The organism is Moorella sp. E306M (assembly GCF_006538385.1).
In the GTDB taxonomy this organism is placed as follows: Bacteria; Bacillota; DSM-521; order Neomoorellales; family Neomoorellaceae; genus Neomoorella.
This window is the reverse complement of record NZ_BJKO01000001.1, coordinates 869,691-892,220: the sequence shown is the minus strand read 5'-3', so window position 1 is coordinate 892,220 and position 22,530 is coordinate 869,691. Positions and strand designations below refer to the sequence as shown.

The 22,530-nt window shown below is 50.5% G+C and carries 31 protein-coding genes; all 31 read left to right on the top strand.

Annotated elements, in window-relative coordinates:
- Positions 1-35 precede the first annotated feature (35 nt).
- The 31 genes from FLZ89_RS04765 (at position 36) to FLZ89_RS04620 (ending at position 22,527) form a co-directional block, all read left to right on the top strand.
- Complete coding sequence (locus tag FLZ89_RS04765) at positions 36-536, top strand: hypothetical protein (protein ID WP_141304510.1); 501 nt, start codon at positions 36-38, stop codon at positions 534-536.
- 105 nt (positions 537-641) lie between these two features.
- The gene (locus FLZ89_RS04760) at positions 642-1,109 is read left to right on the top strand and encodes a hypothetical protein (protein WP_141304509.1); all 468 of its coding nucleotides are present in this window, start codon (positions 642-644) and stop codon (positions 1,107-1,109) included.
- A 91-nt stretch (positions 1,110-1,200) separates the two neighbouring features.
- Positions 1,201-1,590: a PH domain-containing protein gene (locus FLZ89_RS04755; RefSeq protein WP_141304508.1), complete on the top strand. Its 390-nt coding sequence runs from the start codon at positions 1,201-1,203 to the stop codon at positions 1,588-1,590.
- Positions 1,591-1,759: 169 nt separating this feature from the next.
- A complete protein-coding gene (locus FLZ89_RS04750; protein WP_141304507.1) occupies positions 1,760-2,341 on the top strand; it encodes a hypothetical protein in 582 nt (193 codons plus the stop codon).
- Positions 2,316-4,151, top strand: coding sequence for a phage terminase large subunit family protein (locus FLZ89_RS04745; RefSeq protein WP_141304506.1), 1,836 nt, complete (start codon positions 2,316-2,318; stop codon positions 4,149-4,151). Before FLZ89_RS04750 ends, FLZ89_RS04745 begins: the two co-directional genes overlap by 26 nt.
- 21 nt (positions 4,152-4,172) lie before the next feature.
- Positions 4,173-4,409, top strand: a complete 237-nt coding sequence (locus tag FLZ89_RS04740; RefSeq protein ID WP_141304505.1) for a DUF6148 family protein — start codon at positions 4,173-4,175, stop codon at positions 4,407-4,409.
- 14 nt (positions 4,410-4,423) lie between these two features.
- Positions 4,424-6,004, top strand: a complete 1,581-nt coding sequence (locus FLZ89_RS04735; protein WP_141304504.1) for a phage portal protein — start codon at positions 4,424-4,426, stop codon at positions 6,002-6,004.
- Positions 5,997-7,121, top strand: a complete 1,125-nt coding sequence (locus FLZ89_RS04730; RefSeq protein WP_172613444.1) for a head maturation protease, ClpP-related — start codon at positions 5,997-5,999, stop codon at positions 7,119-7,121. Before FLZ89_RS04735 ends, FLZ89_RS04730 begins: the two co-directional genes overlap by 8 nt.
- Positions 7,121-7,510 carry a head decoration protein gene (locus FLZ89_RS04725; protein WP_141304502.1) on the top strand — a complete coding sequence of 130 codons (390 nt, stop codon included), beginning with the start codon at positions 7,121-7,123 and terminating at the stop codon, positions 7,508-7,510. Before FLZ89_RS04730 ends, FLZ89_RS04725 begins: the two co-directional genes overlap by 1 nt.
- Before the next feature lie 20 nt (positions 7,511-7,530).
- Positions 7,531-8,574, top strand: a complete 1,044-nt coding sequence (locus tag FLZ89_RS04720) for a major capsid protein (protein WP_141304501.1) — start codon at positions 7,531-7,533, stop codon at positions 8,572-8,574.
- 11 nt (positions 8,575-8,585) lie between these two features.
- Positions 8,586-8,840, top strand: a complete 255-nt coding sequence (locus FLZ89_RS04715) for a hypothetical protein (protein WP_141304500.1) — start codon at positions 8,586-8,588, stop codon at positions 8,838-8,840.
- A complete protein-coding gene (locus FLZ89_RS04710; RefSeq protein WP_141304499.1) occupies positions 8,837-9,157 on the top strand; it encodes a hypothetical protein in 321 nt (106 codons plus the stop codon). Before FLZ89_RS04715 ends, FLZ89_RS04710 begins: the two co-directional genes overlap by 4 nt.
- Positions 9,154-9,717: a phage tail protein gene (locus FLZ89_RS04705; protein WP_172613443.1), complete on the top strand. Its 564-nt coding sequence runs from the start codon at positions 9,154-9,156 to the stop codon at positions 9,715-9,717. Before FLZ89_RS04710 ends, FLZ89_RS04705 begins: the two co-directional genes overlap by 4 nt.
- Positions 9,714-10,187, top strand: coding sequence for a hypothetical protein (locus FLZ89_RS04700; RefSeq protein ID WP_141304497.1), 474 nt, complete (start codon positions 9,714-9,716; stop codon positions 10,185-10,187). The genes FLZ89_RS04705 and FLZ89_RS04700 overlap by 4 nt, the downstream gene beginning before the upstream one ends.
- Positions 10,180-10,455, top strand: a complete 276-nt coding sequence (locus FLZ89_RS04695) for a hypothetical protein (protein WP_141304496.1) — start codon at positions 10,180-10,182, stop codon at positions 10,453-10,455. Before FLZ89_RS04700 ends, FLZ89_RS04695 begins: the two co-directional genes overlap by 8 nt.
- Positions 10,456-10,458: 3 nt before the next feature.
- A complete protein-coding gene (locus FLZ89_RS04690) occupies positions 10,459-11,910 on the top strand; it encodes a phage tail sheath family protein (RefSeq protein ID WP_141304495.1) in 1,452 nt (483 codons plus the stop codon).
- A gap of 13 nt (positions 11,911-11,923) precedes the next feature.
- Positions 11,924-12,445 (top strand): phage major tail tube protein, encoded by a 522-nt coding sequence (locus tag FLZ89_RS04685; protein WP_141304494.1) that lies wholly within the window; start codon positions 11,924-11,926, stop codon positions 12,443-12,445.
- A 62-nt stretch (positions 12,446-12,507) separates the two neighbouring features.
- A complete protein-coding gene (locus FLZ89_RS04680) occupies positions 12,508-12,822 on the top strand; it encodes a phage tail assembly protein (RefSeq protein ID WP_141304493.1) in 315 nt (104 codons plus the stop codon).
- A 434-nt stretch (positions 12,823-13,256) separates the two neighbouring features.
- Positions 13,257-15,053 (top strand): phage tail tape measure protein, encoded by a 1,797-nt coding sequence (locus FLZ89_RS04675; RefSeq protein ID WP_141305283.1) that lies wholly within the window; start codon positions 13,257-13,259, stop codon positions 15,051-15,053.
- On the top strand, positions 15,046-15,255 hold the full coding sequence (locus tag FLZ89_RS04670; RefSeq protein ID WP_141304492.1) for a tail protein X: 210 nt from the start codon (positions 15,046-15,048) through the stop codon (positions 15,253-15,255). Before FLZ89_RS04675 ends, FLZ89_RS04670 begins: the two co-directional genes overlap by 8 nt.
- Positions 15,255-16,271, top strand: a complete 1,017-nt coding sequence (locus FLZ89_RS04665) for a phage late control D family protein (protein WP_141304491.1) — start codon at positions 15,255-15,257, stop codon at positions 16,269-16,271. Before FLZ89_RS04670 ends, FLZ89_RS04665 begins: the two co-directional genes overlap by 1 nt.
- Positions 16,271-16,753: a phage baseplate assembly protein V gene (locus tag FLZ89_RS04660; RefSeq protein ID WP_141304490.1), complete on the top strand. Its 483-nt coding sequence runs from the start codon at positions 16,271-16,273 to the stop codon at positions 16,751-16,753. The genes FLZ89_RS04665 and FLZ89_RS04660 overlap by 1 nt, the downstream gene beginning before the upstream one ends.
- A complete protein-coding gene (locus FLZ89_RS04655; RefSeq protein ID WP_141304489.1) occupies positions 16,753-17,172 on the top strand; it encodes a phage tail protein in 420 nt (139 codons plus the stop codon). Before FLZ89_RS04660 ends, FLZ89_RS04655 begins: the two co-directional genes overlap by 1 nt.
- The gene (locus FLZ89_RS04650) at positions 17,173-17,502 is read left to right on the top strand and encodes a GPW/gp25 family protein (RefSeq protein WP_141304488.1); all 330 of its coding nucleotides are present in this window, start codon (positions 17,173-17,175) and stop codon (positions 17,500-17,502) included.
- Positions 17,486-18,598, top strand: coding sequence for a baseplate assembly protein (locus FLZ89_RS04645; protein ID WP_216363839.1), 1,113 nt, complete (start codon positions 17,486-17,488; stop codon positions 18,596-18,598). Before FLZ89_RS04650 ends, FLZ89_RS04645 begins: the two co-directional genes overlap by 17 nt.
- Positions 18,591-19,154, top strand: a complete 564-nt coding sequence (locus FLZ89_RS04640; protein WP_141304486.1) for a phage tail protein I — start codon at positions 18,591-18,593, stop codon at positions 19,152-19,154. The genes FLZ89_RS04645 and FLZ89_RS04640 overlap by 8 nt, the downstream gene beginning before the upstream one ends.
- Complete coding sequence (locus FLZ89_RS04635; RefSeq protein WP_141304485.1) at positions 19,155-20,693, top strand: hypothetical protein; 1,539 nt, start codon at positions 19,155-19,157, stop codon at positions 20,691-20,693.
- Positions 20,694-20,705: 12 nt separating this feature from the next.
- Complete coding sequence (locus FLZ89_RS04630; RefSeq protein WP_141304484.1) at positions 20,706-20,903, top strand: hypothetical protein; 198 nt, start codon at positions 20,706-20,708, stop codon at positions 20,901-20,903.
- Positions 20,904-21,109: 206 nt separating this feature from the next.
- Positions 21,110-21,247, top strand: a complete 138-nt coding sequence (locus tag FLZ89_RS15615) for a hypothetical protein (protein ID WP_172613442.1) — start codon at positions 21,110-21,112, stop codon at positions 21,245-21,247.
- A gap of 46 nt (positions 21,248-21,293) precedes the next feature.
- Complete coding sequence (locus FLZ89_RS04625; protein WP_141304483.1) at positions 21,294-22,286, top strand: C1 family peptidase; 993 nt, start codon at positions 21,294-21,296, stop codon at positions 22,284-22,286.
- A gap of 16 nt (positions 22,287-22,302) precedes the next feature.
- The gene (locus tag FLZ89_RS04620) at positions 22,303-22,527 is read left to right on the top strand and encodes a hypothetical protein (RefSeq protein ID WP_141304482.1); all 225 of its coding nucleotides are present in this window, start codon (positions 22,303-22,305) and stop codon (positions 22,525-22,527) included.
- Positions 22,528-22,530: the final 3 nt, after the last annotated feature.

Genomic DNA, 22,530 nt, shown 5'->3' with positions numbered 1-22,530 from the left:
CGGGGGAGAAGGCTGTTTAAAGGGAGGTAGTTAGGTTGACAAAACAGGAATTTCGCAGGGTCGAAGCATGGTTATACTCTATTCCACGAATGAGAATAGCGATTGAAAATCTAAAATCGGAGCTAGAAAAGCTTGATACGAAAGCAGCCTCACCTCCTACCTGGATGAGTAATCCTAATGCGATACCGGTACGTGGCGGAAATTTGGACAGCAAGCAAGAAAAGTGGCTGGAATTTATGGATGAGTATCCTTTACGCCGGCAGGAGATATTACAGCAAATCCGGGACCGGGAACAGCAGCTGGCCCATTTTGAAAAAGTAATGGAAATGCTTAGGGCAGAGAATGGCCAGTATGCTCAGTTAGTGAAAGCAAAGTATATTGAAAAGGTACGTCCGGACTGGGTTATTTGGGAAACGATGCTGTTTGTTGGCAAAACTAAATTCTATGAGATGCGTCAATATGTGGTCAAGGCTTTCTTTGATTGTCTGCCAGCCCAGTTTTTAGAGCGAACAAAAAGCGGACAAAAAATAGCCTAAAATGTGTTATGCTCTAACTGTGGAGCCGTCCGGGAGGGCGGCTGTTTAGTTTGCAGGAAATTATCCCCTTTTGCCGAATAGTAGTAGGTGGAAGGGGGAAAACTTATGAAGTTAACTCCATTAAGACAGTGGATTTGTGATACCTGTGGAGAAGTTATCCAAAAACCAGAGGATGGGTATGTGCAGTTTCATCAAGATGAAAATGGTAATTATGATGACTTTATTATAGTACATCACTATAGCGCCTCGCCTTTAAAGGGAAAATTTGAAAAAGGTTGTTACAGATACGATCTTGATTTAGATTTAAAACATTTCCTTGGAGAAAAAGGCTTAGTAAGGCTATTAAGTTTAATTGACGTAGGGCAACATATAAATCCGAAACTGGATAAACCGAGAGCGAGTAATATACGCAAATGGGTAAATTTTGTTAGAAGATTACAAACCCCTTATTATGAAGAGGCAAGATTATATTGGGAACTGGCAGAACAAGATGGTTTCTTTGATGGTGCTAACGAGGTTTGGCCTTACTTGCCCGATACTCTTAAGGAACTTATAGAGAAGTATAGCGAATAATAATGCCAACGAGTTCTATAGGTCATTACAGGAATTTATCTTCCTTTTGCCGAATAATGGTAGATAAAAAGGCAAAAGGGGGACATATTTTATGGCTGATGCGTTATCAACTAAATATTGTTTTTACCAAGAAGTACCTATTCCAGAACACCTGAATAAAATGTTAATCACTCAAGAAAAGCCACTTTTTGCGGTAAAAACTATCCGGGATGTTGCGATTTTCACCGACAAGAGAATTTTAATTGCTGATAAGCAAGGAATTACAGGGAAAAAGATTGAGTACTGCACAATTCCTTATAAATCAATTGTCACGTACTCAATTGAAACGGCTGGTACTTTTGATTTAGATGCCGAAATAAAACTTAATTTAGCTGGGGGTTACAAAGTAGAGCTACAATTTATGAAAGATAAACGTATGGAAGAGCTCCTTTTTAAGGTGTATGATACTATTACAGAATATATGTTTGCATCGCTTACTTAGAGCAAAGAAAGAGCCGCCGAGCTCTTTTCTTTTTTGCCTTTTTAGCACGGGTCCTTCTGGAGGGAGCGGCGGTCACGGGTCTCGCGAGCCCCGAAAATTTTCTAGCGACAGCGAAAAAAATTACGCTTCCGCTTCCGTTTACGCTATTAAAAATTAAGGTGGTGCAGTCATGGGTGAAGGAGGAAAAAGGATATACAGTACATCTGAATTAGCGGAAATACTTGGCTTGACCGACCGGCGTATCCGCCAACTTGAGCAGGCGGGGATTATTAGTAAATTATCCCGCGGGAAATTTGACCTGGCGGCATCTGTGAAACAATACATAGCCTGGATAAAGGCCAGCAGTACCGAATCCGATGAAGAGCTAGACCTCAAAAAAGAGAAGACCCTTCTCACCCGGGCCAACCGCCAGAAAGTAGAACTGGAGCTGCAGATCATGCGCGGCGAGCTGCACCGGTCAGAGGACGTCCGGCGCGTCATGAATGATATGCTGGGGGCTTTCAGGGCCCGGTGCCTGGCCATACCGACTAAAGCGGCGCCGCGTCTACAGGGCCAAACAGACTTGGCGGTTATCCAGGATATAATCAAAAAAGAAGTTTACGAGGCCCTAATGGAACTATCAGACTATGACCCGGAGGTGTTCTACGCCCGGAGTAAAGACAAACTGGCAATCGAGGATGAAGTAGATAACAAAGAAGAGCCTCCAGCGAAGGAGACGCCGCGGCGTGGCCGTCAGAAAGCCAAAAAATGACACTCTGGGTCTATTTAAAGAGATTGCCCGGGTTGTAGCGCCGCCACCGGAATTAACGGTTTCGCAATGGGCTGACCTTTACCGCCGGCTGTCTCCAGAATCATCCGCAGAACCTGGACAATGGCGGACAGACCGGGCCCCATACCAGCGTGAAATAATGGATGCAGTTAATGATCCGGCCGTAGAAACGGTTGTAGTTATGACCAGCTCTCAGGTTGGCAAGACAGAAATACTTTTGAATATTATCGGTTACCACATAGACTACGATCCAGCGCCAATCATGTTGGTCATGCCGACGGAAAAGCTAGCCGAAGCGTTTTCAAAAGACAGGCTAGCTCCAATGATAAGGGATACTCCCACGCTACGGGGGAAAGTAAAGGATGTTCGCAGCCGCGACAGCAACAATACCCTGTTACACAAGAAGTTCCCTGGTGGCCATATTACCTTAGTAGGGGCCAACTCTCCTTCCAGTCTTGCCAGCCGGCCCATCCGGATTCTCCTGGCCGACGAGGTGGACCGTTTCCCGGCCAGCGCCGGAACTGAAGGTGATCCCCTAACTTTAGCCGAAAAGCGTACAACGACGTTCTGGAACCGGAAAAAAGTATTCGTATCCACCCCTACCATCAAAGGTGTAAGCCGCATAGAAGCGGCTTTTTTAAATTCTACTCAAGAAGAATGGTGCTTACCGTGTCCCAGCTGCGGCCGGTACCAGCCTCTGACCTGGGCACAGATCCGGTTTGAGGACGTCACACATGAGTGCCTGTACTGCGGCGCCCGGCATGGGGAATTTGAATGGAAGGGCGGCCAGGGCAAATGGGTAGCTAAGGAACCTACTGCAAAGACACGCGGTTTCCACCTGAACGAGCTTGCTTCTCCATGGAAGCGGTGGGAGAAGATTATCGAAGAATTCAAGGAAGCTTACAACGAAAAAAAGAAGGGCAACATTGAAATGCTAAAAGCCTGGGTCAATACTACCTTGGGTGAAACCTGGGAAGAAGAAGGGGAAGGGATTGAAGCTGAGGATTTAATTAAGCGCCGCGAGCGGTATGACTGTGAGGTACCTAATGGTGTTCTGGTCCTTACCTGCGGCGTGGACGTGCAGGATAACCGCTTGGAATATGAAATAGTCGGCTGGGGACTGGAACGTGAAAGCTGGGGTATCCAGTACGGGGTCATTATGGGCGATCCCGGTCAAGAGCATGTCTGGGAAATGCTCGATGCCGTATTAAACAAGACTTATATCCGTAAAGACGGCCAAATACTGCAGATAATGACAACCTGCATTGACTCAGGCGGTCACCATACCAAGAAAGTCTATGAATTTTGCAAGGAACGCGAGTTCCAGCGCGTATGGGCGATAAAAGGCCAGGGCGGGAGTGGGGTGCCCTATATTCAGCGGCCCAAAAGGCGTAACGATGCCGGCGTCTGGCTCTTCGGGGTGGGCGTGGATGTAGGAAAAGACATGGTTTCATCCCGGCTAAAAGTACAATTTGAAGGACCAGGATACTGCCATTTCCCCGCCGAACCCGAGAAAGGCTATGATCAGGCGTATTTTGAGGGGCTGACAGCCGAACACCGGGTTGTCCGGTACTCAAAAGGCAAAGCGGTTATTCACTGGGAAAAGCGGACTTCTGGAGCCAGAAACGAACCTTTTGATATCCGGAATTACGCTACTGCGGCCTTTGAAATACTCAATCCACCTTTAGAAGTACTCAAAAAACAACTAGAAATTACAGGAAAAAGCGTCGAAAATGGACCCAAAATCACCAAAAAGAAGGCCGGATTAGTATATAAAGGCATTGAAATATAGGCGAAAACGGGGTGATTTTTATTGTCTACCCGGCTTGAAACGCTACAGAGCCGCCTGCAACAGTATTTAAACTGCGAGGCGGCTATTTTATCGGGCGCCCAGGAATACATGATCGGCTCCAGAAGGCTTACCAGAGCCAATCTCCGTGAAATAGGCAATATGATCCGTTATTTGGAGCAAGAAATTGCTAACGAGCAGGCTAAATTGGCGGGCGGCGGCAGGAACCGCACCATTGGAGTTGTTCCCCGGGACCTGTGAGGAGGGGGTGAGGGATGAACCTGATAGATAGGACTATAGCTTATTTTTCTCCCCAGGCTGCTGTCCGGCGTATTGCTGCGCGTAAAATGCTCCAAATCCTTGCCGCCGGGTACAGCGAGGGCGGGGCTTCCACCAAGAAGAAGAGCATGCGCGGCTGGACGGCCGCGGCCGGTAGTCCTAAAGACGATATTGACCTTAATCTAAATACCTTGCGAGCCCGGTCCAGAGACCTGTTCATGAATACTCCCCTGGGTGCTGCCGCGCTGAAGACGCCCAAGACGAACGTTATTGGCCCTGGCCTGCGCCTGAAGGCGCGTATTGATGCGGAATATCTGGGACTTACCGAAGAGCAGGCCGACGCCTGGGAGCGCCAGGTGGAGCGGGAATTTGCGCTGTGGGCTGAAAGTAAATATTGTGACGCGTTGCGGATATCGGATTTCTACGACCTGCAGGGTATTGCCTTTTTAGGCTGCCTGATGAACGGCGATGCCTTTGTTCTTTTTAAAAGAAACCAGCCGACAGCCTGGATGCCGTATACCCTCCGCCTGCATTTAATCGAGGCGGACAGGGTATCTACACCCTGGGCCAATGTTCTCCTGGGTAGCATTGAGGGGGTAAATCCCGAGAACGGTAATCAAATTATCTCGGGCGTTGAAATCGACGATAAGGGGATGGTCGTCGCTTACTGGATATGTAATTCTTACCCCATTACAACGGGATTGGACGCCGCAAAACGTAAAGAGTGGGTGCGAGTGGAGGCCTATGGTAGCGAGACTGGCCGGCCTAATGTCCTGCACCTGATGGATGCGGAACGGGCCGAACAGCGGCGCGGCGTGCCTTACCTGGCCCCGGTCATAGAGTCGCTGAAGCAACTGACCCGTTATACCGAAGCCGAGCTGATGGCTGCCGTCATCGCCGGCATGTTTACCGTATTTATTAAGTCTCAAGGGCCATCGAGCGACATGCCTTTGGGAAGTATGATCCCTGATGACCAGAAGATTGCCGCCGACGATCAGACTGTTTATGAGCTGGGGGTTGGGGCAATTAACGTATTAAACCCGGGCGAGGATATTGAAGTTGCCGACCCTAAGAGGCCAAACAGTTCTTTCGATGCCTTTGTCAACGCCTTGTGCCGCCATATCGGCGCTGCTCTAGAAATCCCCCAGGAGCTTTTACAGAAATCCTTCCAGTCGAGTTACAGCGCCAGCCGTGCGGCCCTCCTGGAGGCCTGGAAGATGTTCCGTACTCGGCGGAGCTGGATAGCCAAGGATTTCTGCCAGCCGGTATATGAGGAGTGGCTGGCGGAGGCCGTGGCAATCGGCCGGATCCGGGCCCCAGGCTTTTTCTCCGACCCGGCTATCCGGCGGGCCTGGTCAAGCGCAGAATGGAACGGGCCGGCCCCGGGTCAGGTTGATCCTCTGAAAGAAGTCCAGGCGGCCGGCGAGCGCATCAAGCTGGGACTATCTACCCGGGAGCGCGAGACCATTGAAATTACCGGCGGCGATTTTGACCGCAATATTAAGCAGTTAGCCCGCGAGACTACCCAAATGCAGCAGGCCGGGATTATAGAAACAGGAGGTGAACCGCTTGAATAAGTTCTGGCGGTTTAAAAACATTGGCGGGGATGAACCGGAACTTTTGCTTTATGGTCCCATCTCCGAGACCAGCTGGTTGGGGGATGAGGTTACCCCAAAGCAATTTGCCGAGGACCTGAAGGCGCTCGGTAATATCAGCAATCTTACCGTGCGGATTAACTCTGCCGGCGGCGACGTCTTTGCGGCAAACGCCATTTACACTATGTTAAAGGACCACCCGGCTAATGTTACTGTCAAGATAGACGGGGCTGCTTTAAGTGCAGCCACCGTTGTGGCTATGGCAGGCGATATAATTAAAGCTCCGGCTAACGCTTTATTGATGATCCATAACCCTCTTTTAGTCCTTTTTGGCTATTATTCAGCAGAGGAACTTGAAAAAATGTCCGAGGTCCTGGATACGGTCAAGGAAAGCATTATAAATGCTTATGTAGCCAAGACCAAGCGTGACCGCAAGGAACTTTCCAAAATGATGGACCGCGAGACATGGATGACTGCAGAAGAGGCCAAGGCAGAGGGTTTTGTGGATGAGATCCTTTTCGAGGAAAGTGTTGATGCTTCGGCGACAAACGATGGGCGCTACCTCGTGGTCAATTCGGTGCTTCATGATCTAAGCCGTTATCAGACCAGGCCCTCTTTGGGTAAGGGGATTACCGTTGCCGCAAGTGTTAAACCGGTTATCCTGGCAGCAAATAAACAAGCGTCAAAAGAAATTATTAAGGAGGGTGATGACACCTTGGAAATCAAGACCGTTGACGAACTCAAACAGCAGTATCCCGAACTTTGTAACCAGCTTGTAACTGAGGCCAAGGCCAGTGAACGGGAGCGCATTAAGTCCATTGATGAAATTGCCGCCACCATTGACCCGGTACTGGTAGCTAAGGCTAAGTACGAAGAACCCATGACGGCCCAGGAATTGGCGTATGAGGCTCTGAAAGCAGATGCCGCCAAAGGGAGGAAGTACCTGATTGACCGGGACCATGAAATTAAGGCTTCCGGTGCAGATAAGGTCATTGCCGCAATTTCGGAAGGCCCAATTGGGGGCGAAGATGAAAAAAGCCTTATTGATAAGATTGTTGCCGCAGCCAACCAAAAACGTGCCAAGGAGGTTAAGAAATAATGGATCTCTATACCAAACAGGCAGATTCCGTCACCTATGATAATTTAATCGCCGGGACCAGCATCCCTTTGGAAATCAAGTCTGTAACGCTTAAAGCCGGCCAGGGCATCCTCAAACGCGGGACCGTCCTGGGCATCATCGCTGCCTCGGGATTGGCCGTCCCGGTTAACAGCGCCAATACCGACGGCAGCCAGTCGGCAGACTGCATCCTAACGGATGATGTGGATACCGGCGATGCTGGGGCTACTACCAATGTCGTTGCCACTGCTTACAGTTCCGGTTTGTTCAACCGTAAGGCCCTGATCTTCGGCGGTACGGACACCGCTGCCAACCATGAAACCCGGCTGCGCGAGCTTGGGATTTTCCTCAAGGATAATATCCCGTACTAATTGACAGGGAGGTAAGGCAATTGAACATCAATATTTACCGCACCCAGACCCTTATCGCTGCCGTTGAAAGGTTAATGCCTGTCCATACATTTTTCCGTTCCACATTCTTTCCCGGTAGCCTGACTTTTGTCACCGAAGAAGTAATGCTCGACTATAAAAAGGGCAAGCGCAAGATGGCGCCCTTTGTCGCCCCACGGGTAGGCGGTATCACAATGGACCGGCAGGGTTACCGCACTGATAAGTACACGGCACCTAAGATTGCCCCCCAGCGTGCCCTGACCGTGGATGACCTTGTTATCCGTGGTATGGGCGAAAACATTTTCAGCCAGCGTACCCCGGCCGATCGGCAGGCAGAGCTTTTAGGCCGCGACCTGGCCGAATTGGACGAGATGATTACTCGCCGGGAAGAATGGATGTGCCGGGAACTGCTTTTCAACGGGAAAATCGTTATGAAGGGCTTCATCGACAGGAACAATCAGTCTTATATTGAGCAAGTACTGGATTATGGTTTCACCAATAAAGAGGTCCTCACTACGGGTTCTCTCTGGAATGAGTCCGGGGCCACTATTTATGCCGACCTAAAACGCTGGCGCCTGGAAGTCATCCAAAAGTCCGGGCGGGCTCCTACGATCTGCGTCCTTGGCCAGGAAGCCTGTGATGCTTTCCTGAACGACGCCGACATCCAGAAGAAGATGGACCTTCGCAACCTGTATCTCGGCCAGATCAATCCTGTTATCCAGAGCGATGCTGTAACTTATATCGGCCGGCTGCCTGAATTGGGCCTTGACCTCTACACCTATAACGATTGGTTCCTGGATGACGATGGCAATGAGTATCCCATGGTGCCGACCGATCATGTCCTCCTAGCCCGGCCTGGCATGGGCGAGTTTCTATATGGTGCAATTACTCAATTAGAAGGCGACCAGTTTGTGACCATTGAGGGTGCCCGGGTGCCTAAGAGCTGGGCAGATAATCAAAACGAACAGCGTATGCTGCGGCTGAGCAGCCGCCCTGTTCCCAAACCGGAAGATGTAGACGACTGGTTTGTCGCCAAGGTCCTGTAAGGGGTGATAGCATGGCTGTCATTGTAAAAGCCTTTCGTGTTCGCGCCGGGGAAAAGACTTATTTCCCCGGCGAAACTATTAAAGGACTGGACCCCAAGGTGGAACAAAAACTCGTCGCAGAAGGGTTTTGCGAATACCCGGTTGCGGTTCGAGTAGAGGAAGCCTCTGCTCCCGATGCCGGTCCAACCGAAAATCCTGTTGCACCGGAGGAAGAAGGGCCGGCAACCGACCATCCCTTAGTCCAGGGCGGTAAGAAGAAAAAATGACCTTCAAAGATACGATCCAGCAGGACATCGGCATTTTCCTTAACCTAGGGGAGTTTGCCGATGTCCATGATATCAACGGGCTTAAAATTCCCGCCGTAATAGACAGCAATATCCTCAAGACCCGGAGCAACGATAAAACGGAGCAATATGACGGTGTTTATAGGAGTGAAATTGCGGTTTATGTTAGGGCTGACGACCTGCCGATGCGTCCGGTTTTCGGTCAGGAAATTCTGCTAGATGGTAAAGCTTACTTAGTGGACGAATGTAACGAAGAGATGGGCGTCCTGGAGATTGTTTTAGGGGCGAATGAATCGTGATTACAATAAGCGCCGAACAGCTTGCCCGGGCCGAAGTACTGCTGAAAAACGTCCCAAATGGCGTTTCTAAGGCCGTCGTTTCCGCCTTAAATCGGGCGGCTGAGAGCGCCAGGGCCGATGCTGTTAGAAAGGTGCGGGAACGGTACTATATTAAGGCTCAGGATGTAAGGTCCGAGATCAAAATCACCAAAGCTACCCTTGATAACCAGGCCGCGATTATCCACGCCACCGGGGAACCGGTACCCCTATCAAAGTTTCGCGTCACACCTGCTAAACCGCCGGCAAAGCGTAGGAAAAACCCCATTATTGTCAGAGTGGTCCGGGGTGGCGGCGGTCCGGTCAAGGGCGCCTTTGTCGCTCAGATGCAGTCCGGCCACATTGGCGTTTTCCACCGGGCCGGCCGGGCGCGGTTGCCGATTATCCAGCGCTTTGGCCCCTCGATACCGCAAATGCTGGGGCATGAATCGGTTGTCACCTATGTCGAAGAACGGGCGCAGGAACTTTTGGAAAGCCGGCTGGAGCATGAAATCGAAAGGCTACTAAGAGGTGTGGGTAAATGATTACACCAGTTTTGCTGGTAGACGAACTGCGAGATTTTATTGAGCCAATTGTCCAGAACTACTGGCTGGAGACTAATATGGGGACAAGCAAGCCACCCCAGGTTATTACCGGTTATTTACCGCCCAAGGACCCGACCAAAGAGGATCCGGATTTTCCTTTTGTAATTGTGAGGTTGTCCGACGGCACCGATGAGCAGGATGGGGCGACGATTACGGTTCATATAATCGTAGGTGCATACTCCAGGGACAGCCAGCAAGGATGGAAGGATGTGGCCAATGTTATTCAGCGCATCTGGACGGAGCTGTTCAAGAGGCGGACAATAGGCAATAAATTCCGGGTAGAGTACCCTATGAAGTTTGAAATACCGGAAGACCAGCCTTATCCTCATTGGGTGGGTATAATGACTACCACCTGGACGGTCGCTCACCCGGTACTGGAACCTGCACTGGAGGGAATTGACTATGAGTAAAATTGCAAAGGCCGCTCCAAAAGAACCGGAGCGGCTGATTTATTGTGGTCCTAATATTCCTGGCGGTGTGCTGCAGCGCTATACCGTCTATAAGGGTGGGCTGCCGGCGCACCTGGGGGATCTTTTTGCAAAGTGCCCGGCAATCAAAAGGCTATTCGTCCCGGTGACTGAACTGGCCCGGATAGAGAAGGCAATTGCAACCAGAGGGACCCCGGAAAATGCCTTCTTTAACGAAGCTTTGCAGTTTATCTTGAAGGGTGGTGCATAATTAATGCCCTACATGCACGGTGTTTACACTACGGAAATCCCTACTTCCGTTACCCCTCCGGTTCAGGCCACCGCCGGATTGCCCGTGGTATTTGGGACTGCCCCGGTAAACCTGGCGACGGAACCGGCGCCGGTAAATAAGCCGGTACTCTGCTATACCTATGAAGAGGCCGTCAAGCAGTTCGGTTACAGCGATGATTGGCAGAAATATACCCTTTGCGAGTTTATTAAATCTCACTTCGCCCTATTCAATGTGGCGCCGGTGGTGCTGGTGAACATCCTGGATCCGGCAACTCATAAGAAGAGCGTAGCAGCAGAAAGCGTTACCCTGGTGGACGATCAGGCTACGCTGGCCAATGACGGAGTACTTAAGGATACTGTAGTTGTCAAGAGCCAGGATGGTGCTACTACCTATGTCGCTAATACGGATTATACGATTGCTTTCGATGATGCTGGGAGGGCAGTAATCTCCCGGTTGGCGACCGGTGCTATTGCCGCAGGGGCTACCCTGACGGTCAATTATGACCACCTGGATCCGAGCATGGTCACCAGTAGTGACATTATTGGCGGCGTAGATGCAACGACTGGAGCCTATGAAGGCCTGGAATTGCTGAATCAGGTATTTCCGTTATTCCGGCTGGTGCCCGGCATGGTCCTGGCGCCCGGCTGGTCTCATGACCCGGCGGTGGCCGCGGTAATGGTAGCCAAGGCCAGTAACATCAACGGCCATTTCAAGTGCATCGCCCTTACCGACGTGTCAACAAGCGAAGTTAAGAAATATACTGACGTGCCCAATTGGAAAGAGACCAATACCTATACTTCCCCGCGGCAGGCGGTATGCTGGCCGAAGGTGAAGCTCAGCGATGAGGTATTTTACCTGTCAACCCAGCTGGCCGGGGTAATCTGCCGGACCGATGCGGAAAACGATGATGTTCCCTATGCTAGTCCCTCGAATAAGACCCTCCAGGCCAACGGCGCTGTACTGGCTGACGGGACGGAGATCACCCTGGGCCCCGACCAGGCCGCCTACTTGAACGGCCAGGGGATTATTACGGCCCTGAACTTCATCGGTGGCTGGAAGGCCTGGGGCAACCGTACCGGCGCTTACCCGGCAATTACTGACCCTAAAGACGCCTTCCTCCCGGTGCGGCGCATGTTTGACTGGATCGCTAACTCCCTGATCCTCATGTTCTGGCAGAAGGTCGATTACCCGATTTCGCGGCGCCTGGTCGATACCGTTGTCGATTCGGCCAACATCTGGCTCAACGGCCTGGCAGCCCGGGGGTTCATCCTCGGTGGCCGGGTGGAGTTTATTCAGGATGAGAACCCGACTACAGACCTTATGGACGGCATCATCAGGCTGCATGTTTACGTGACTCCGCCGTCGCCGGCCCGGGAGATTGATTTCATCGTCGAATATGACCCGCAGTATCTAAAATCGCTGTTTGCCGCGTAAGGAGGTGTGATGCTTGAACCAGGTACCGGAAAAACTGATTAACTTCCGTGTTTATGAGGATGGGGTTGACCTCCTGGGCATAGCAGACGTGGAACTCCCTAGCCTGGAGGCCATGACCGAGACGGTGAAAGGCGCCGGCATCGCTGGAGAGGTGGAGAGCCCGGTATTGGGCCATTATAACAGCATGACTTGCACCATTAACTGGCGTACAGTTGTTAAGCCTACCGTCCACCTGGCTGAACCGCGGGCACATAACCTGGATTTCCGGGGTGCAACCCAGGTTTATAACGCCGGCTCGGGAGAATACCGTGTACAAGCCCTTAAAGTGGCCGTAAGGTGTACCCCTAAAATTACGGAATTAGGTAAATTGGACGTTGGGACTACTGCCGATGCATCGAATGAATTTGAAGTCCTTTACTTGAAAGTTTCTATCGATGGGAAAACTATCGTGGAAATCGACAAGTACAATTATATCTGCATCATCAACGGCGTGGATTATATGAGGAAAGTGAGAGAGGCCCTAGGACTGGAATAACTAAAAGGCCCGCTGCCGGGAAATAGCAGCGGGCTTAATCACTTTGGAGGGAGAGTACAATCATGGAAAAGGTTATTCTGAGCAGGCCCTATTCTTTTGAGGGCAAGGAGTATACGGAATTGACCCTGGACCTGGAAGCTTTAACGGGCAAAGATATGATAGAGGCTGAGAAGGAAACGAGAATTCTATTGCGAGACAATCCTCCTTTAGCTGAAACCTCTAAGGCTTACTTAGCAGTATTAGCTGCAAAGGCAGCTAAAGTTCCACTGGATTTAATCGTAGGTTTGCCTGTTAAAGATTTTTCCAGTGTTACCATGACGGTGCAGAATTTTTTATTCGATTATCCATCCGGCCTGGACGGTTCAGGCTTGAATTGATGGATATATGCTTAAGACTTTCTATTGATACCTGTACGCCGGTTCCCTTCTGGCTGTCTCTGCCGATAAATGATTTAATGGACTGGATCCAGGCGCTTATCGAGATAAAGAAACGGAGGCCGAAGGAGGCGCGCTAAAAGATGGCTCGTACATTTGAAATAGCTATTGAGCTTGCCGGGAAAATAAACTCTTCCCTGGGGCGCGCCTTCATGACATCCAGCGAGCGCCTGCAGGAAATGAACCGGCATATATCTTCCCTACGGGCAGACATAAGGAAGCTGGAGCAGGACCAGAAGAAAGGGGCCATCAGCACCGAAGAATATGCTGCAGCTCATGCCAAACTTACTGCTCAGTTACAGAAGGCGGAACAAGCTCAGAAAAGGTTCGCTAAAGCTGTTAATCTTCAACAGAGAGTCACTGATTTCCGCGTAAGGATGCGGGGCAACCTGCTGGATGCAGCTGCGATGGCAACTACCATAGGGGCGCCTGTCTACGCGGCCATGCAATTTGAGTCCGCCATGGCTGACGTCAGGAAGGTTGTAGACTTTGAGACACCCCAACAGTTTAAAGCAATGGGTAAGGATATCCTCAATCTTTCAAAACGCATCCCTATGGCCGCAAATGGACTGGCGCAGATTGTCGCCGCCGGCGGGCAGGCCGGCATTGCCAGGGACGAACTCCTTAGCTACGCAGAAGCAGCTGCTAAGATGGGTGTGGCCTTTGATATTACCGCCGAAGAAGCCGGCCAGACTATGGCCGAATGGCGTTCGGCCTTTAAAATGAACCAGGAGCAGGTCAACACTCTAGCCGACCAGATCAATTACCTGGGCAACACGACAGCGGCCTCGGCGCCTAAAATTGCCGAAGTGGTACGCCGGATCGGCCCCCTGGGCGAGGTTGGCGGTGCCGCCGCTGCCCAGATTGCCGCCCTGGGCGCAACCATGGTTTCTGCTGGTATTCAGGAAGAAATAGCGGCAACCGGCATCAAAAACCTGATCCTCGGTCTTACGGCAGGCGAAGCGGCGACCAAGAGCCAGGCGGAGGCCTTCCAGGCATTGGGGCTCGATGCGAAAAATATGGCCGTAATGATGCAGAAGGATGCCCAGGGAGCTATCTTGAAGGTGCTTCAGGCCTTGCAGAAACTTCCTAAGCATAGGCAAGCCGCGGTCCTTTCTGACCTGTTCGGGAAAGAAAGCATCGGGGCTATTGCACCGCTTTTAACTAACCTGGATGCCTTAAAAAAGAATTTTGAGCGGGTCGGTGATGCCACGCAATATGCCGGCAGTATGCAGAAGGAGTTTGAATCCCGGTCAGAGACCTCGGAAAACAGATTGCAACTATTGAGGAACCAGGCGACGGCTTTAGGAACTTCTATAGGTAATATTCTTTTGCCTCCTTTAAATAAATTGATGGGTGCGGCGGCAAATTTGGCGGAGAAAGTCCAGGGATTTACGGAAAGGTATCCGAACTTGACCCAAGCAATAGTCATCGGAACAGCAGCAGTACTTGGATTAAGCATTGCATTTACAGCATTGGGATATGCGGCTGGTATCCTTATATCTCCATTTTCCACTATTTATATGTTGGCCACAAAGTTTGGGATAATCAGCAGAGTGGGGGCCATTGCCACAAAGGCTTGGGCGGCGGCTCAGTGGCTATGGAATGCAGCCCTATCTGCTAACCCCATAGGACTAGTGATTATTGCTGTCTCGGGTTTAATTACGGCTGGATATTTACTAGTCAAGAACTGGGAGAAGATAAAAACATTCTTTATTAACTTTTGGAAAGACCCCTTAGCTGCTCTAGATAGTTTTATCCAAAAGATCTACGAAAAAGTCGGCAAAGTAGTAAGATGGATAGGCTCAAAATTGGGATTTGGTGGTGGGGATGTAGCAAGTTCGGGAGGTGTTGGTGGCTTTCGGGCCATTGAGGGCCACGCCACAGGCGGTATCTACGACAAGCCACATATCGCCTGGTTTGCCGAAAGGGGTCCCGAAGCGGCAATCCCCCTTGATGGCTCCTCCAGGTCGTTATCTTTATGGGCTCAGGCCGGTGAGATGTTAGGTGTTAGTCCGGCCGGGAGTACTATACAGATAACTTTTGCTCCTGTAATACATGCGCCTGGCGGTGATCCAGGCGTCATCAGGCAAGTGTTAAAAGATTCCAGGGACGATTTTATGGAACGTTTTCAGGCTATGCTGCGCCAGGAGAGGCGGTTGAGCTATGAATGAGTATGTGACGGTGCAAGGCGATACCTGGGACTTGATTGCCCTGCGCGTTTACGGCAACGAGAAATATATGACTAAACTGATTGAGGCCAATCCCCAATACCGGAAAACGGTCTTTTTTTCTGCCGGCGTTAAGCTGGTCGTTCCGGAGATTACAACTCCAATTCCTTCGAGCCTGCCGCCCTGGAAGCGAGGCGAGAGCTGATGCAGTTTGCCCGCCGGGCAAAGCTTAGCTTAACCTACAACAACAAAGACATTTCAAAGGACCTGGCGCAATATCTCCTTGGTTTCTCCTATACCGACCATGCCAGCGGCAAAGCCGACGACCTGCAAATAAACTTGGAGGATAAGGCTGGATTATGGAAAGCCGATTGGATGCCGGAAAAAGGGGCTACCCTGCAGGCCTCCCTCCAGGTGCAGAATTGGGACCTGGCCGGCCAATTTGAAGTATTGCCTTTGGGAACGTTTGAGGTTGACGAAATAGAGTGCGCCGGGCCGCCGGAAACGGTGACGATAAAAGCCCTTTCTGTACCGGAATCCGCTTCTCTCCGCGGCGAAGATAAGACCCGGGCCTGGGAAAAAACGAGACTTTCGCTTATTGTCAGGGATATCGCCAGCAAAGCCGGCCTGGGGTTATTTTATGATACTGATGATGACCCGGAATACGACCGGGTAGATCAGACGGAGCAATCGGATCTGGCCTTTTTGATGAAGCTCTGTGAGGACGCCGGGCTGTCACTCAAGGTGACGGGACAGCAGATAGTAATCTTCGACGACCGCAAATATGAACAGATGGCTCCGGTGATGACGATCATTCGGGGCGTATCATCTATAGAGTCATATCAAGCTACCTCTGCGACCCGGGAGGTCTATTCCGCCTGCCGGGTTGAGTACCAGGGCGGCACGAAGAAAGAAAGTATTGTTTATACCTACAGGCCCCCTAACCGGCCGGCAACGGGAAAAACCTTGGTAATCAATGAACGGGTTACGAGCATTGCCGAGGCCGAGCGCTTAGCGAAGAAGCGTTTGCGCCAGCAGAACAAAGAAGAGGTAAAGTTTAGCCTGACCATGATGGGCAACATTGCCCTGGTGGCCGGGGTGACGGTAATGCTCCAGGGCTGGGGTAAGTTTGATGGTAAATATTTTGTGGAGACAGCCGAACACAGCGGCCCGGGATACACGGTTAAGCTGGACCTGCGCCGGGTGCTGGAGGGGTATTGATGGATAAAAGCATAATTCGTGTAGGGCGAGTATCATCGGTGAATCCCGCAACGGCTACGGCCCGGGTGGTATTTGAGGCCCAGGGTGTAGTTTCTTACGATTTACCGGTCCTCCAGCGCCAGACACTGCGAAATAAAGATTACTACCTGCCTGATGTGGGGGAGCATGTGGTCTGCATTTTTTTGCCCACCGGCAACGCTGAGGGGTTTATCCTGGGGGCTATCTATTCCGACGAGGACCAGCCGCCAGCGAGCAGCCAGGATAAGAGGATAGTCCAGTTTGAGGACGGGACAAGGATTGAATATGACCGGAGCACACATGCTTTGACCATTAATGCCGTCGGCCCAGTAAACATTGTAGCTGCCGGCAATATTAACGTGACGGGGGACGTTATAGCAGATGGTATAAGTTTAAAAACCCACGTCCACAGCGATGTTACGGCTGGCACCAGCGACACTGGCCCGCCGAAGGAGGGAGGCTGATGATCGGTAGCCTTGGTCCTGTGGTGTTTGAGACTTCCAGTGAAAAACTAAGGACCTTTGATAATTTTAAACGCTCCGGTAGCGGTCGCTGGGCCAGGCATGAGATAATGCATCAAAAACCCAAAAGGGAGTTTTTAGGTCCCGGGGATGAACAAATAAGCTTTACGGTACGGTTCGACGTGGCCTTTGGGGTAAACCCTGCCGATGAGATTTTTGTTTTGCGTTTCCTGCGCGACCAGGGAATTGCAGTGCCTTTAGTCCTAAATGGCCGGCCTGTATCTTATGAAAGCTTATGGGTCATTGAAACTATCAATGAAAGCTGGACTAAGATAGATAACCGCGGGCGCCTTTTAGCTGCGGAAGTAGAATTAACCTTGAGTGAATATGTCCCGCCCCCGCCGCCGGAGGTGACGGTTTAGATGGAATATGAGGTCCTGGCTACCCCCGGTGAAATTGACTTTGCCCCACAATCTACGTTGGCTGAAATCCTGCAGAATGTGCGTACTATCTTGACTACGCCTAAATATTCGGTTCCACTTAACCGGGAATTTGGGGTTACTTCAACCTGGCTGGATGACCCTCTGCCGGTGGCCCAGGCGAGGCTGACGGCAGAAATAATAGCTGAGGTTCAACGGAGGGAGCCGCGGGTAAGAGTAACCCAGGTAACCTTTGAAGGCGACGCCCAGGAGGGTATTCTTCGCCCGAAAGTGAGGGTGAGGCTGGTTGAGCAGCTTGAGCAACTTGCCTGAAATAGAGTTTGTTTCTACAGATGTTAGCCAAATTGAGGCTAATGTCATTACTACCTACGAGGGTATTTCGGGGCGCAAGCTAGCCCCTGGGGATCCGGTGCGCCTTTTTTTGCAAGCCATAGCAGCCATAATCTCTCAGCAAAGGGTGTTGATTAATTATGCCGCCAAGCAGAATCTCCTGGCTTATGCCGCTGGGGACTATTTGGATCATATAGGGGCCCTGGTCAAAACAGAGAGGCTGCTCGAAAAAGCCGCTCAGACTATAATCCGTTTTACTCTATCGGCTCCCCAACCGCAGGCGGTAACTATACCCGCCGGTATCCGGGTAACACCCGGGGGGCAGATATTTTTTGCAACGATCCAGGCAACAGTAGTGCCGGCCGGGACCACGCAAATCGACATACCGGTGGCTTGTACGACGCCGGGTATAATCGGAAATGGCTGGCAGATAGGGCAGATAAACAAGCTGGTAGACCCCCTGCCATGGATCCAAAGGGTTGAGAACATTACCGTAAGCTCGGGCGGCGCTGACGTCGAGTCTGACGATGCTTTCCGTGAGCGTATCCGTCAGGCCCCCGAGGGCTTTTCCGTCGCCGGACCAGAGGAAGGATACCGGTATTGGGCCCGGACGGCGCATCAGTCTATTGTTGACGTTTCGGTTACTTCGCCGGCACCGGGGCAAATTGAAATCCGCCCCCTGCTAGAGAATGGCCAGATCCCCGGGCAGGAGATATTGGACGCCGTTGCTGCGGTTTGCAACGATAAGCGCATCAGGCCGCTTACTGACCAGGTGGTAGTTTTAGCTCCTGAAGTGGTCTACTATAACATAGAACTGATTTATTATATAGCCCAGGCAAATGCCGCCATAGCGTCAGGCATACAGGAAGCAGTAAATAAGGCAGTAGATGATTACGTGGCCTGGCAAAGGTCTAAATTGGGCCGGGATATTAATCCCTCAGAACTGACTGCTAGGGTGATGGCTGCCGGCGCAAAACGGGTAAATATCATCTCGCCCGCTTTTACTGCGGTTACACCTGCCCAAGTAGCTATCGTCGGAACGATCACAGTCACCTATGGGGGCCTGGAAGATGACTAGTATCAGGGATATTCGGCTGGCCGATATCCTACCCCCAAACATTGCTAAAGACCCTAAAGTAAGCGCCGCGGCTCAGGCCCTGGACGGTGAATTGCAAGCCGTAACAGCTGCAGTGGATCAATGTCTGCTTTTAGCCAGGATAGATGAGCTGCCTGAGCCGGTAATCGATCAGCTGGCCTGGCAGTTTCATGTTGACTTCTACGAGCCGGATCTCCCATTGGAGCAGAAACGTTCCCTGGTAAAGGGCACTTTAGACTGGCACCGTCGCAAGGGAACACCAGCGGCAGTTGAAGAACTGGTTACAGCCATTTTTGGGGACGGGGAAATTCAGGAGTGGTTTGAATACGGCGGCCAGCCGTATCATTTTAAGGTATTAACCACTAATACTTCAGCAACAACCACGGATGTTCAACGGTTTACAAGAGCTGTTGAATCCGTCAAGAATGCTCGATCTGTTCTTGAGGCCATAGAAATTACAGCAACTGATGAGCTCAATATGTACTTTGGTAATGCGGTCCACATTGCAGATTATCAAGAGATAAGGCAGGTGGTTTAAATGGGTGCTTTCGGCGGCCTTATCCTTACAAACAAAGGAAGGAATTTGCAAGCGAAAGCTCAAACCGGTGTGCAGTTAAACTTTACCAAAATAAAAATAGGCGACGGAAGCCTTAGTGGGCAAAGTATTGTGGATTTAACCGACCTGATCAGTACAAAAAAAGAGCTGACGATATTAGGCCTTCAAACGCTGGCTGGAGGAAAGGCCAAACTTCGTAGTTACTTCTCTAATACAGACATTACTACGGGCTTTTATTGGCGGGAGCTTGGAGTTTTCGCCCAGGATCCTCAAGAAGGTGAAATACTTTACTGCTACGGGAATGCTGGTGCAAATGCTGAATACATTCCTGCTGGTGGAGGCCCTGACGTAGTAGAAAGATATATTAACGTTATTACCCTTACGGGAAATGCATCCAATATATCTGCTACTCTGGGATCGGAGATATACGTTACTCAGGCTGATTTTGAATCACACGCCAGCCGTCATGCCTCTGGTGGTGCTGATCCACTGGCCCCAGCAGACATAGGAGCTGAAACACCGAACGGTGCACAAGCTAAAGTTGATGCCCACGGAGGGGCTATCCAAACTCATGGTGCCTCAGGGAGTTATTATTTAGCGAAAACCAGCAGGACGGATCAACTCCCTGCCTGGGCTGACATCCCGGACAAGCCTTCCAGCTTTACGCCGAGCGCCCATAAAAATACCCACGCCACCGGGGGCGCGGATGCCCTGGCCCCCGGGGATATAGGGGCGGCGGCCCAGGCGGATTTTGCTGCGCATTTGGCCGAGATTGTGACAACACCGCAACCCAATAAAATTTTGCGGTTAGATGGGAACGGTAAACTACCAGCAAGCATAACAGGCGATGCTAATAGTGTGGGAGGAAAAACCATAGATCAAATTTTACTTACTGGTAGAGATTATTATGTAAATCAAACAACCGGAAGTGATACTAATAATGGCGATAGTTCGGCTCCTTTAAAAACCCTCCAAGAAGCTATTAATCGCACCCCAATAGGGGGTACTTGTCGGATAGTTTTGCAGTCAAATTATACGATGGACAGTCTTTTAAACATATTATTTAAACGGGTTATAATAGACGGGTTGTCTAGTTATACCCTATATATTCCAATAGGGACGATAAATGATTCAAGTAATAATAATGTAGGTACAGGAATACTATATCCTATTAACCTTGGGCATTTTGCATTATTAATAATTCGTAACATCACGTTAACAGTGAATGCTGATCTCATTAGTTCAGGTTTAGGGAATCAATGGTATTGGAATAATGCCAGGGCTTTTATAAAATGTGCTGGAGCTACGCTTAGTGAGGCAGGACTTTTTTCAGTCACTCTATCTATAGTAACTGTTAATCCTACCAGTAACTTTGTTATTGTAGGTAGCCAGGGAGGGGTAAACCCTTATTATAATGGTGGTGCCGTTTACTTTGGTGAATACTCTGTTACCTATACTTCTACTCCTACTGGTTTTTCTAAAGTTAAGGGTGTACCCGTGATTAATACAACAGTCTCGTAGGGAGGATTGGATATGCTTTACTCTTTTAAGTATAATGGCATTGAATATGTAAATTTCGACTTGGATGACTTCGAAGTTATACAAAAGTTAATCGAGAAAGGAATTCCTCTTGAAGTAATAAATACGATTAAGAATTCAGGACAACCACCGACTCTAGAGGAACGAGTAACAGCACTTGAAGAAGCATTGTTAACCTTGGTAGGGTTATAGGTAAGGTTGTAGGAGGAGACAGCTTATGTATACGTTTCTATTAAACATGTGGATTATGCGGAAGATAACCGTTGATCAAGTACAAAATGCGGTAACCAAGGGTTTTATAACGCAGGAGCAAGCCGAGGCAATTCTATCAACATCTCAAATGGCGTCTTAGGACTTTTATGCGCAGCAAATGGGCTAATAAGGAAAGGAGGGCTCCGATGGATATAGAAATGGAGGAGTTTATTACGAGTTGTCTTGAACTTGGTAAAGAGCTTTTGGATAAAGAACATCTCACCGAAAAGGAAAAGCAATTCTTGGCGAAATTAGATTTAATAGCAAATAAGTACTTGGGTTAACTAGGCCGCCCACTCGGGGCGGCTTTAATTTTGGGAGGGGAAGAACATGGGTTTTCAGTTTGTGCCTGGCGCAATCCAGTCGCCCCCGGATCCCCGGGACTATATCTACTCGCAGATGGTTGCGGCGCCAGAATTGCTGGCATCATTCTTCTGGCCCCGTCTGCCAGTTCGGGACCAGGGTAAATGGGGCACCTGCGTCGGCCAGGCGGCGGCCGGCGTCAAAGACCGGCAGGAGTCGGTCAACTATCCGTCCAGGGGCTACAGGTTTAGCCCTCTTTTTATTTATGCTGAGTGCAAACAAAGAGACGGGATTCCTAACCAGGAGGGCACTTATCCGCGGGTGGCCATGGCTGTACTTAAGGATATTGGTACCTGCAAGGAGCAAACCCTGCCTTACAGCCTTATGGCGAGCCCTTTGCCGCCAGTGCCGGAGGCCGCCGTCACCGAAGCTAAGCAGTTCCAGATAGGCGCCTATGCCCGGATCCAGACTCTGGAGGAGATAAAAACTGCCATCATGCGCGACGGCCCCGTTCTGGCGGCCGTCTTTGTTTGCGATAACTTTATCGAGTGCGAGCCGGGTGGATTTATCGACCTGCCGGAAGGCTCCTGGCGCGGTGGCCATGCGATCCTTCTTGATGGCTGGGATGATAACCTCGTCCATACTTATAAAAGCGGTGTTACCAGGAAAGGTTTTCTCCGTTTAGCCAATTCATGGGGTGATGGATGGGGTGACAGCGGTTATGGCTACCTGCCTTACGATTTTCTGACCTACCGAGACCGTGACTTAGGGATACCCTTCTTTATGGAGGCCTGGAGCAGTGTTGATGTAATTCTCCCGCCTAAGCCGGCATCTAAAGTGGAACTTTGGATAGACAGTACCCGTGCCCTGGTAGACGGGGAAGAAGTTATCCTGGATCAGCCACCAGAAGTTGACCCGCAGAGCAACCGGACCCTGGTACCGTTACGTTTTTTAGCCGAGATACTTGGCTGGAAGGTAGTGTGGAACGAAGGGGAGCGAAAGATAACGCTGACCAGATAGAGAGGGGGGTGCCCCATTGAATGTCGAAGAAAGATTGGGGGCGTTAGAAGTGGCTGTGGCGAGGCTGGAAGAAAGGGTGGACGGGCATGAAGAATACCAACGCAAACAAAATGGCTCCATCCAGAAAATGGAGGCCCGGATTGATAAGATAGGAGAAAGGTTTGACAAGCTTTATTTTTGGATTATAGGCATTTGCGGCGGCCTGGCGCTAGATCTATTTTTGCGCCTTATTGGGAGGTGATCG

Excerpts from the sequence above, each read along its gene's own strand:
- FLZ89_RS04680 (WP_141304493.1), top strand. The coding sequence starts at position 12,508 with ATGGAAAAGGTTATTCTGAGCAGGCCCTATTCTTTTGAGGGCAAGGAG.
- FLZ89_RS04695 (WP_141304496.1), top strand. The coding sequence starts at position 10,180 with ATGAGTAAAATTGCAAAGGCCGCTCCAAAAGAACCGGAGCGGCTGATT.
- FLZ89_RS04725 (WP_141304502.1), top strand. The coding sequence starts at position 7,121 with ATGGATCTCTATACCAAACAGGCAGATTCCGTCACCTATGATAATTTA.
- FLZ89_RS04650 (WP_141304488.1), top strand. The coding sequence starts at position 17,173 with ATGGAATATGAGGTCCTGGCTACCCCCGGTGAAATTGACTTTGCCCCA.
- FLZ89_RS04755 (WP_141304508.1), top strand. The coding sequence starts at position 1,201 with ATGGCTGATGCGTTATCAACTAAATATTGTTTTTACCAAGAAGTACCT.
- FLZ89_RS04700 (WP_141304497.1), top strand. The coding sequence starts at position 9,714 with ATGATTACACCAGTTTTGCTGGTAGACGAACTGCGAGATTTTATTGAG.
- FLZ89_RS04675 (WP_141305283.1), top strand. The coding sequence starts at position 13,257 with ATGCGGGGCAACCTGCTGGATGCAGCTGCGATGGCAACTACCATAGGG.
- FLZ89_RS04660 (WP_141304490.1), top strand. The coding sequence starts at position 16,271 with ATGGATAAAAGCATAATTCGTGTAGGGCGAGTATCATCGGTGAATCCC.
- FLZ89_RS04640 (WP_141304486.1), top strand. The coding sequence starts at position 18,591 with ATGACTAGTATCAGGGATATTCGGCTGGCCGATATCCTACCCCCAAAC.
- FLZ89_RS04750 (WP_141304507.1), top strand. The coding sequence starts at position 1,760 with ATGGGTGAAGGAGGAAAAAGGATATACAGTACATCTGAATTAGCGGAA.
- FLZ89_RS04690 (WP_141304495.1), top strand. The coding sequence starts at position 10,459 with ATGCCCTACATGCACGGTGTTTACACTACGGAAATCCCTACTTCCGTT.
- FLZ89_RS04655 (WP_141304489.1), top strand. The coding sequence starts at position 16,753 with ATGATCGGTAGCCTTGGTCCTGTGGTGTTTGAGACTTCCAGTGAAAAA.
- FLZ89_RS04760 (WP_141304509.1), top strand. The coding sequence starts at position 642 with ATGAAGTTAACTCCATTAAGACAGTGGATTTGTGATACCTGTGGAGAA.
- FLZ89_RS04715 (WP_141304500.1), top strand. The coding sequence starts at position 8,586 with ATGGCTGTCATTGTAAAAGCCTTTCGTGTTCGCGCCGGGGAAAAGACT.
- FLZ89_RS04665 (WP_141304491.1), top strand. The coding sequence starts at position 15,255 with ATGCAGTTTGCCCGCCGGGCAAAGCTTAGCTTAACCTACAACAACAAA.
- FLZ89_RS15615 (WP_172613442.1), top strand. The coding sequence starts at position 21,110 with ATGGATATAGAAATGGAGGAGTTTATTACGAGTTGTCTTGAACTTGGT.
- FLZ89_RS04710 (WP_141304499.1), top strand. The coding sequence starts at position 8,837 with ATGACCTTCAAAGATACGATCCAGCAGGACATCGGCATTTTCCTTAAC.
- FLZ89_RS04735 (WP_141304504.1), top strand. The coding sequence starts at position 4,424 with ATGAACCTGATAGATAGGACTATAGCTTATTTTTCTCCCCAGGCTGCT.
- FLZ89_RS04630 (WP_141304484.1), top strand. The coding sequence starts at position 20,706 with ATGCTTTACTCTTTTAAGTATAATGGCATTGAATATGTAAATTTCGAC.
- FLZ89_RS04670 (WP_141304492.1), top strand. The coding sequence starts at position 15,046 with ATGAATGAGTATGTGACGGTGCAAGGCGATACCTGGGACTTGATTGCC.
- FLZ89_RS04635 (WP_141304485.1), top strand. The coding sequence starts at position 19,155 with ATGGGTGCTTTCGGCGGCCTTATCCTTACAAACAAAGGAAGGAATTTG.
- FLZ89_RS04625 (WP_141304483.1), top strand. The coding sequence starts at position 21,294 with ATGGGTTTTCAGTTTGTGCCTGGCGCAATCCAGTCGCCCCCGGATCCC.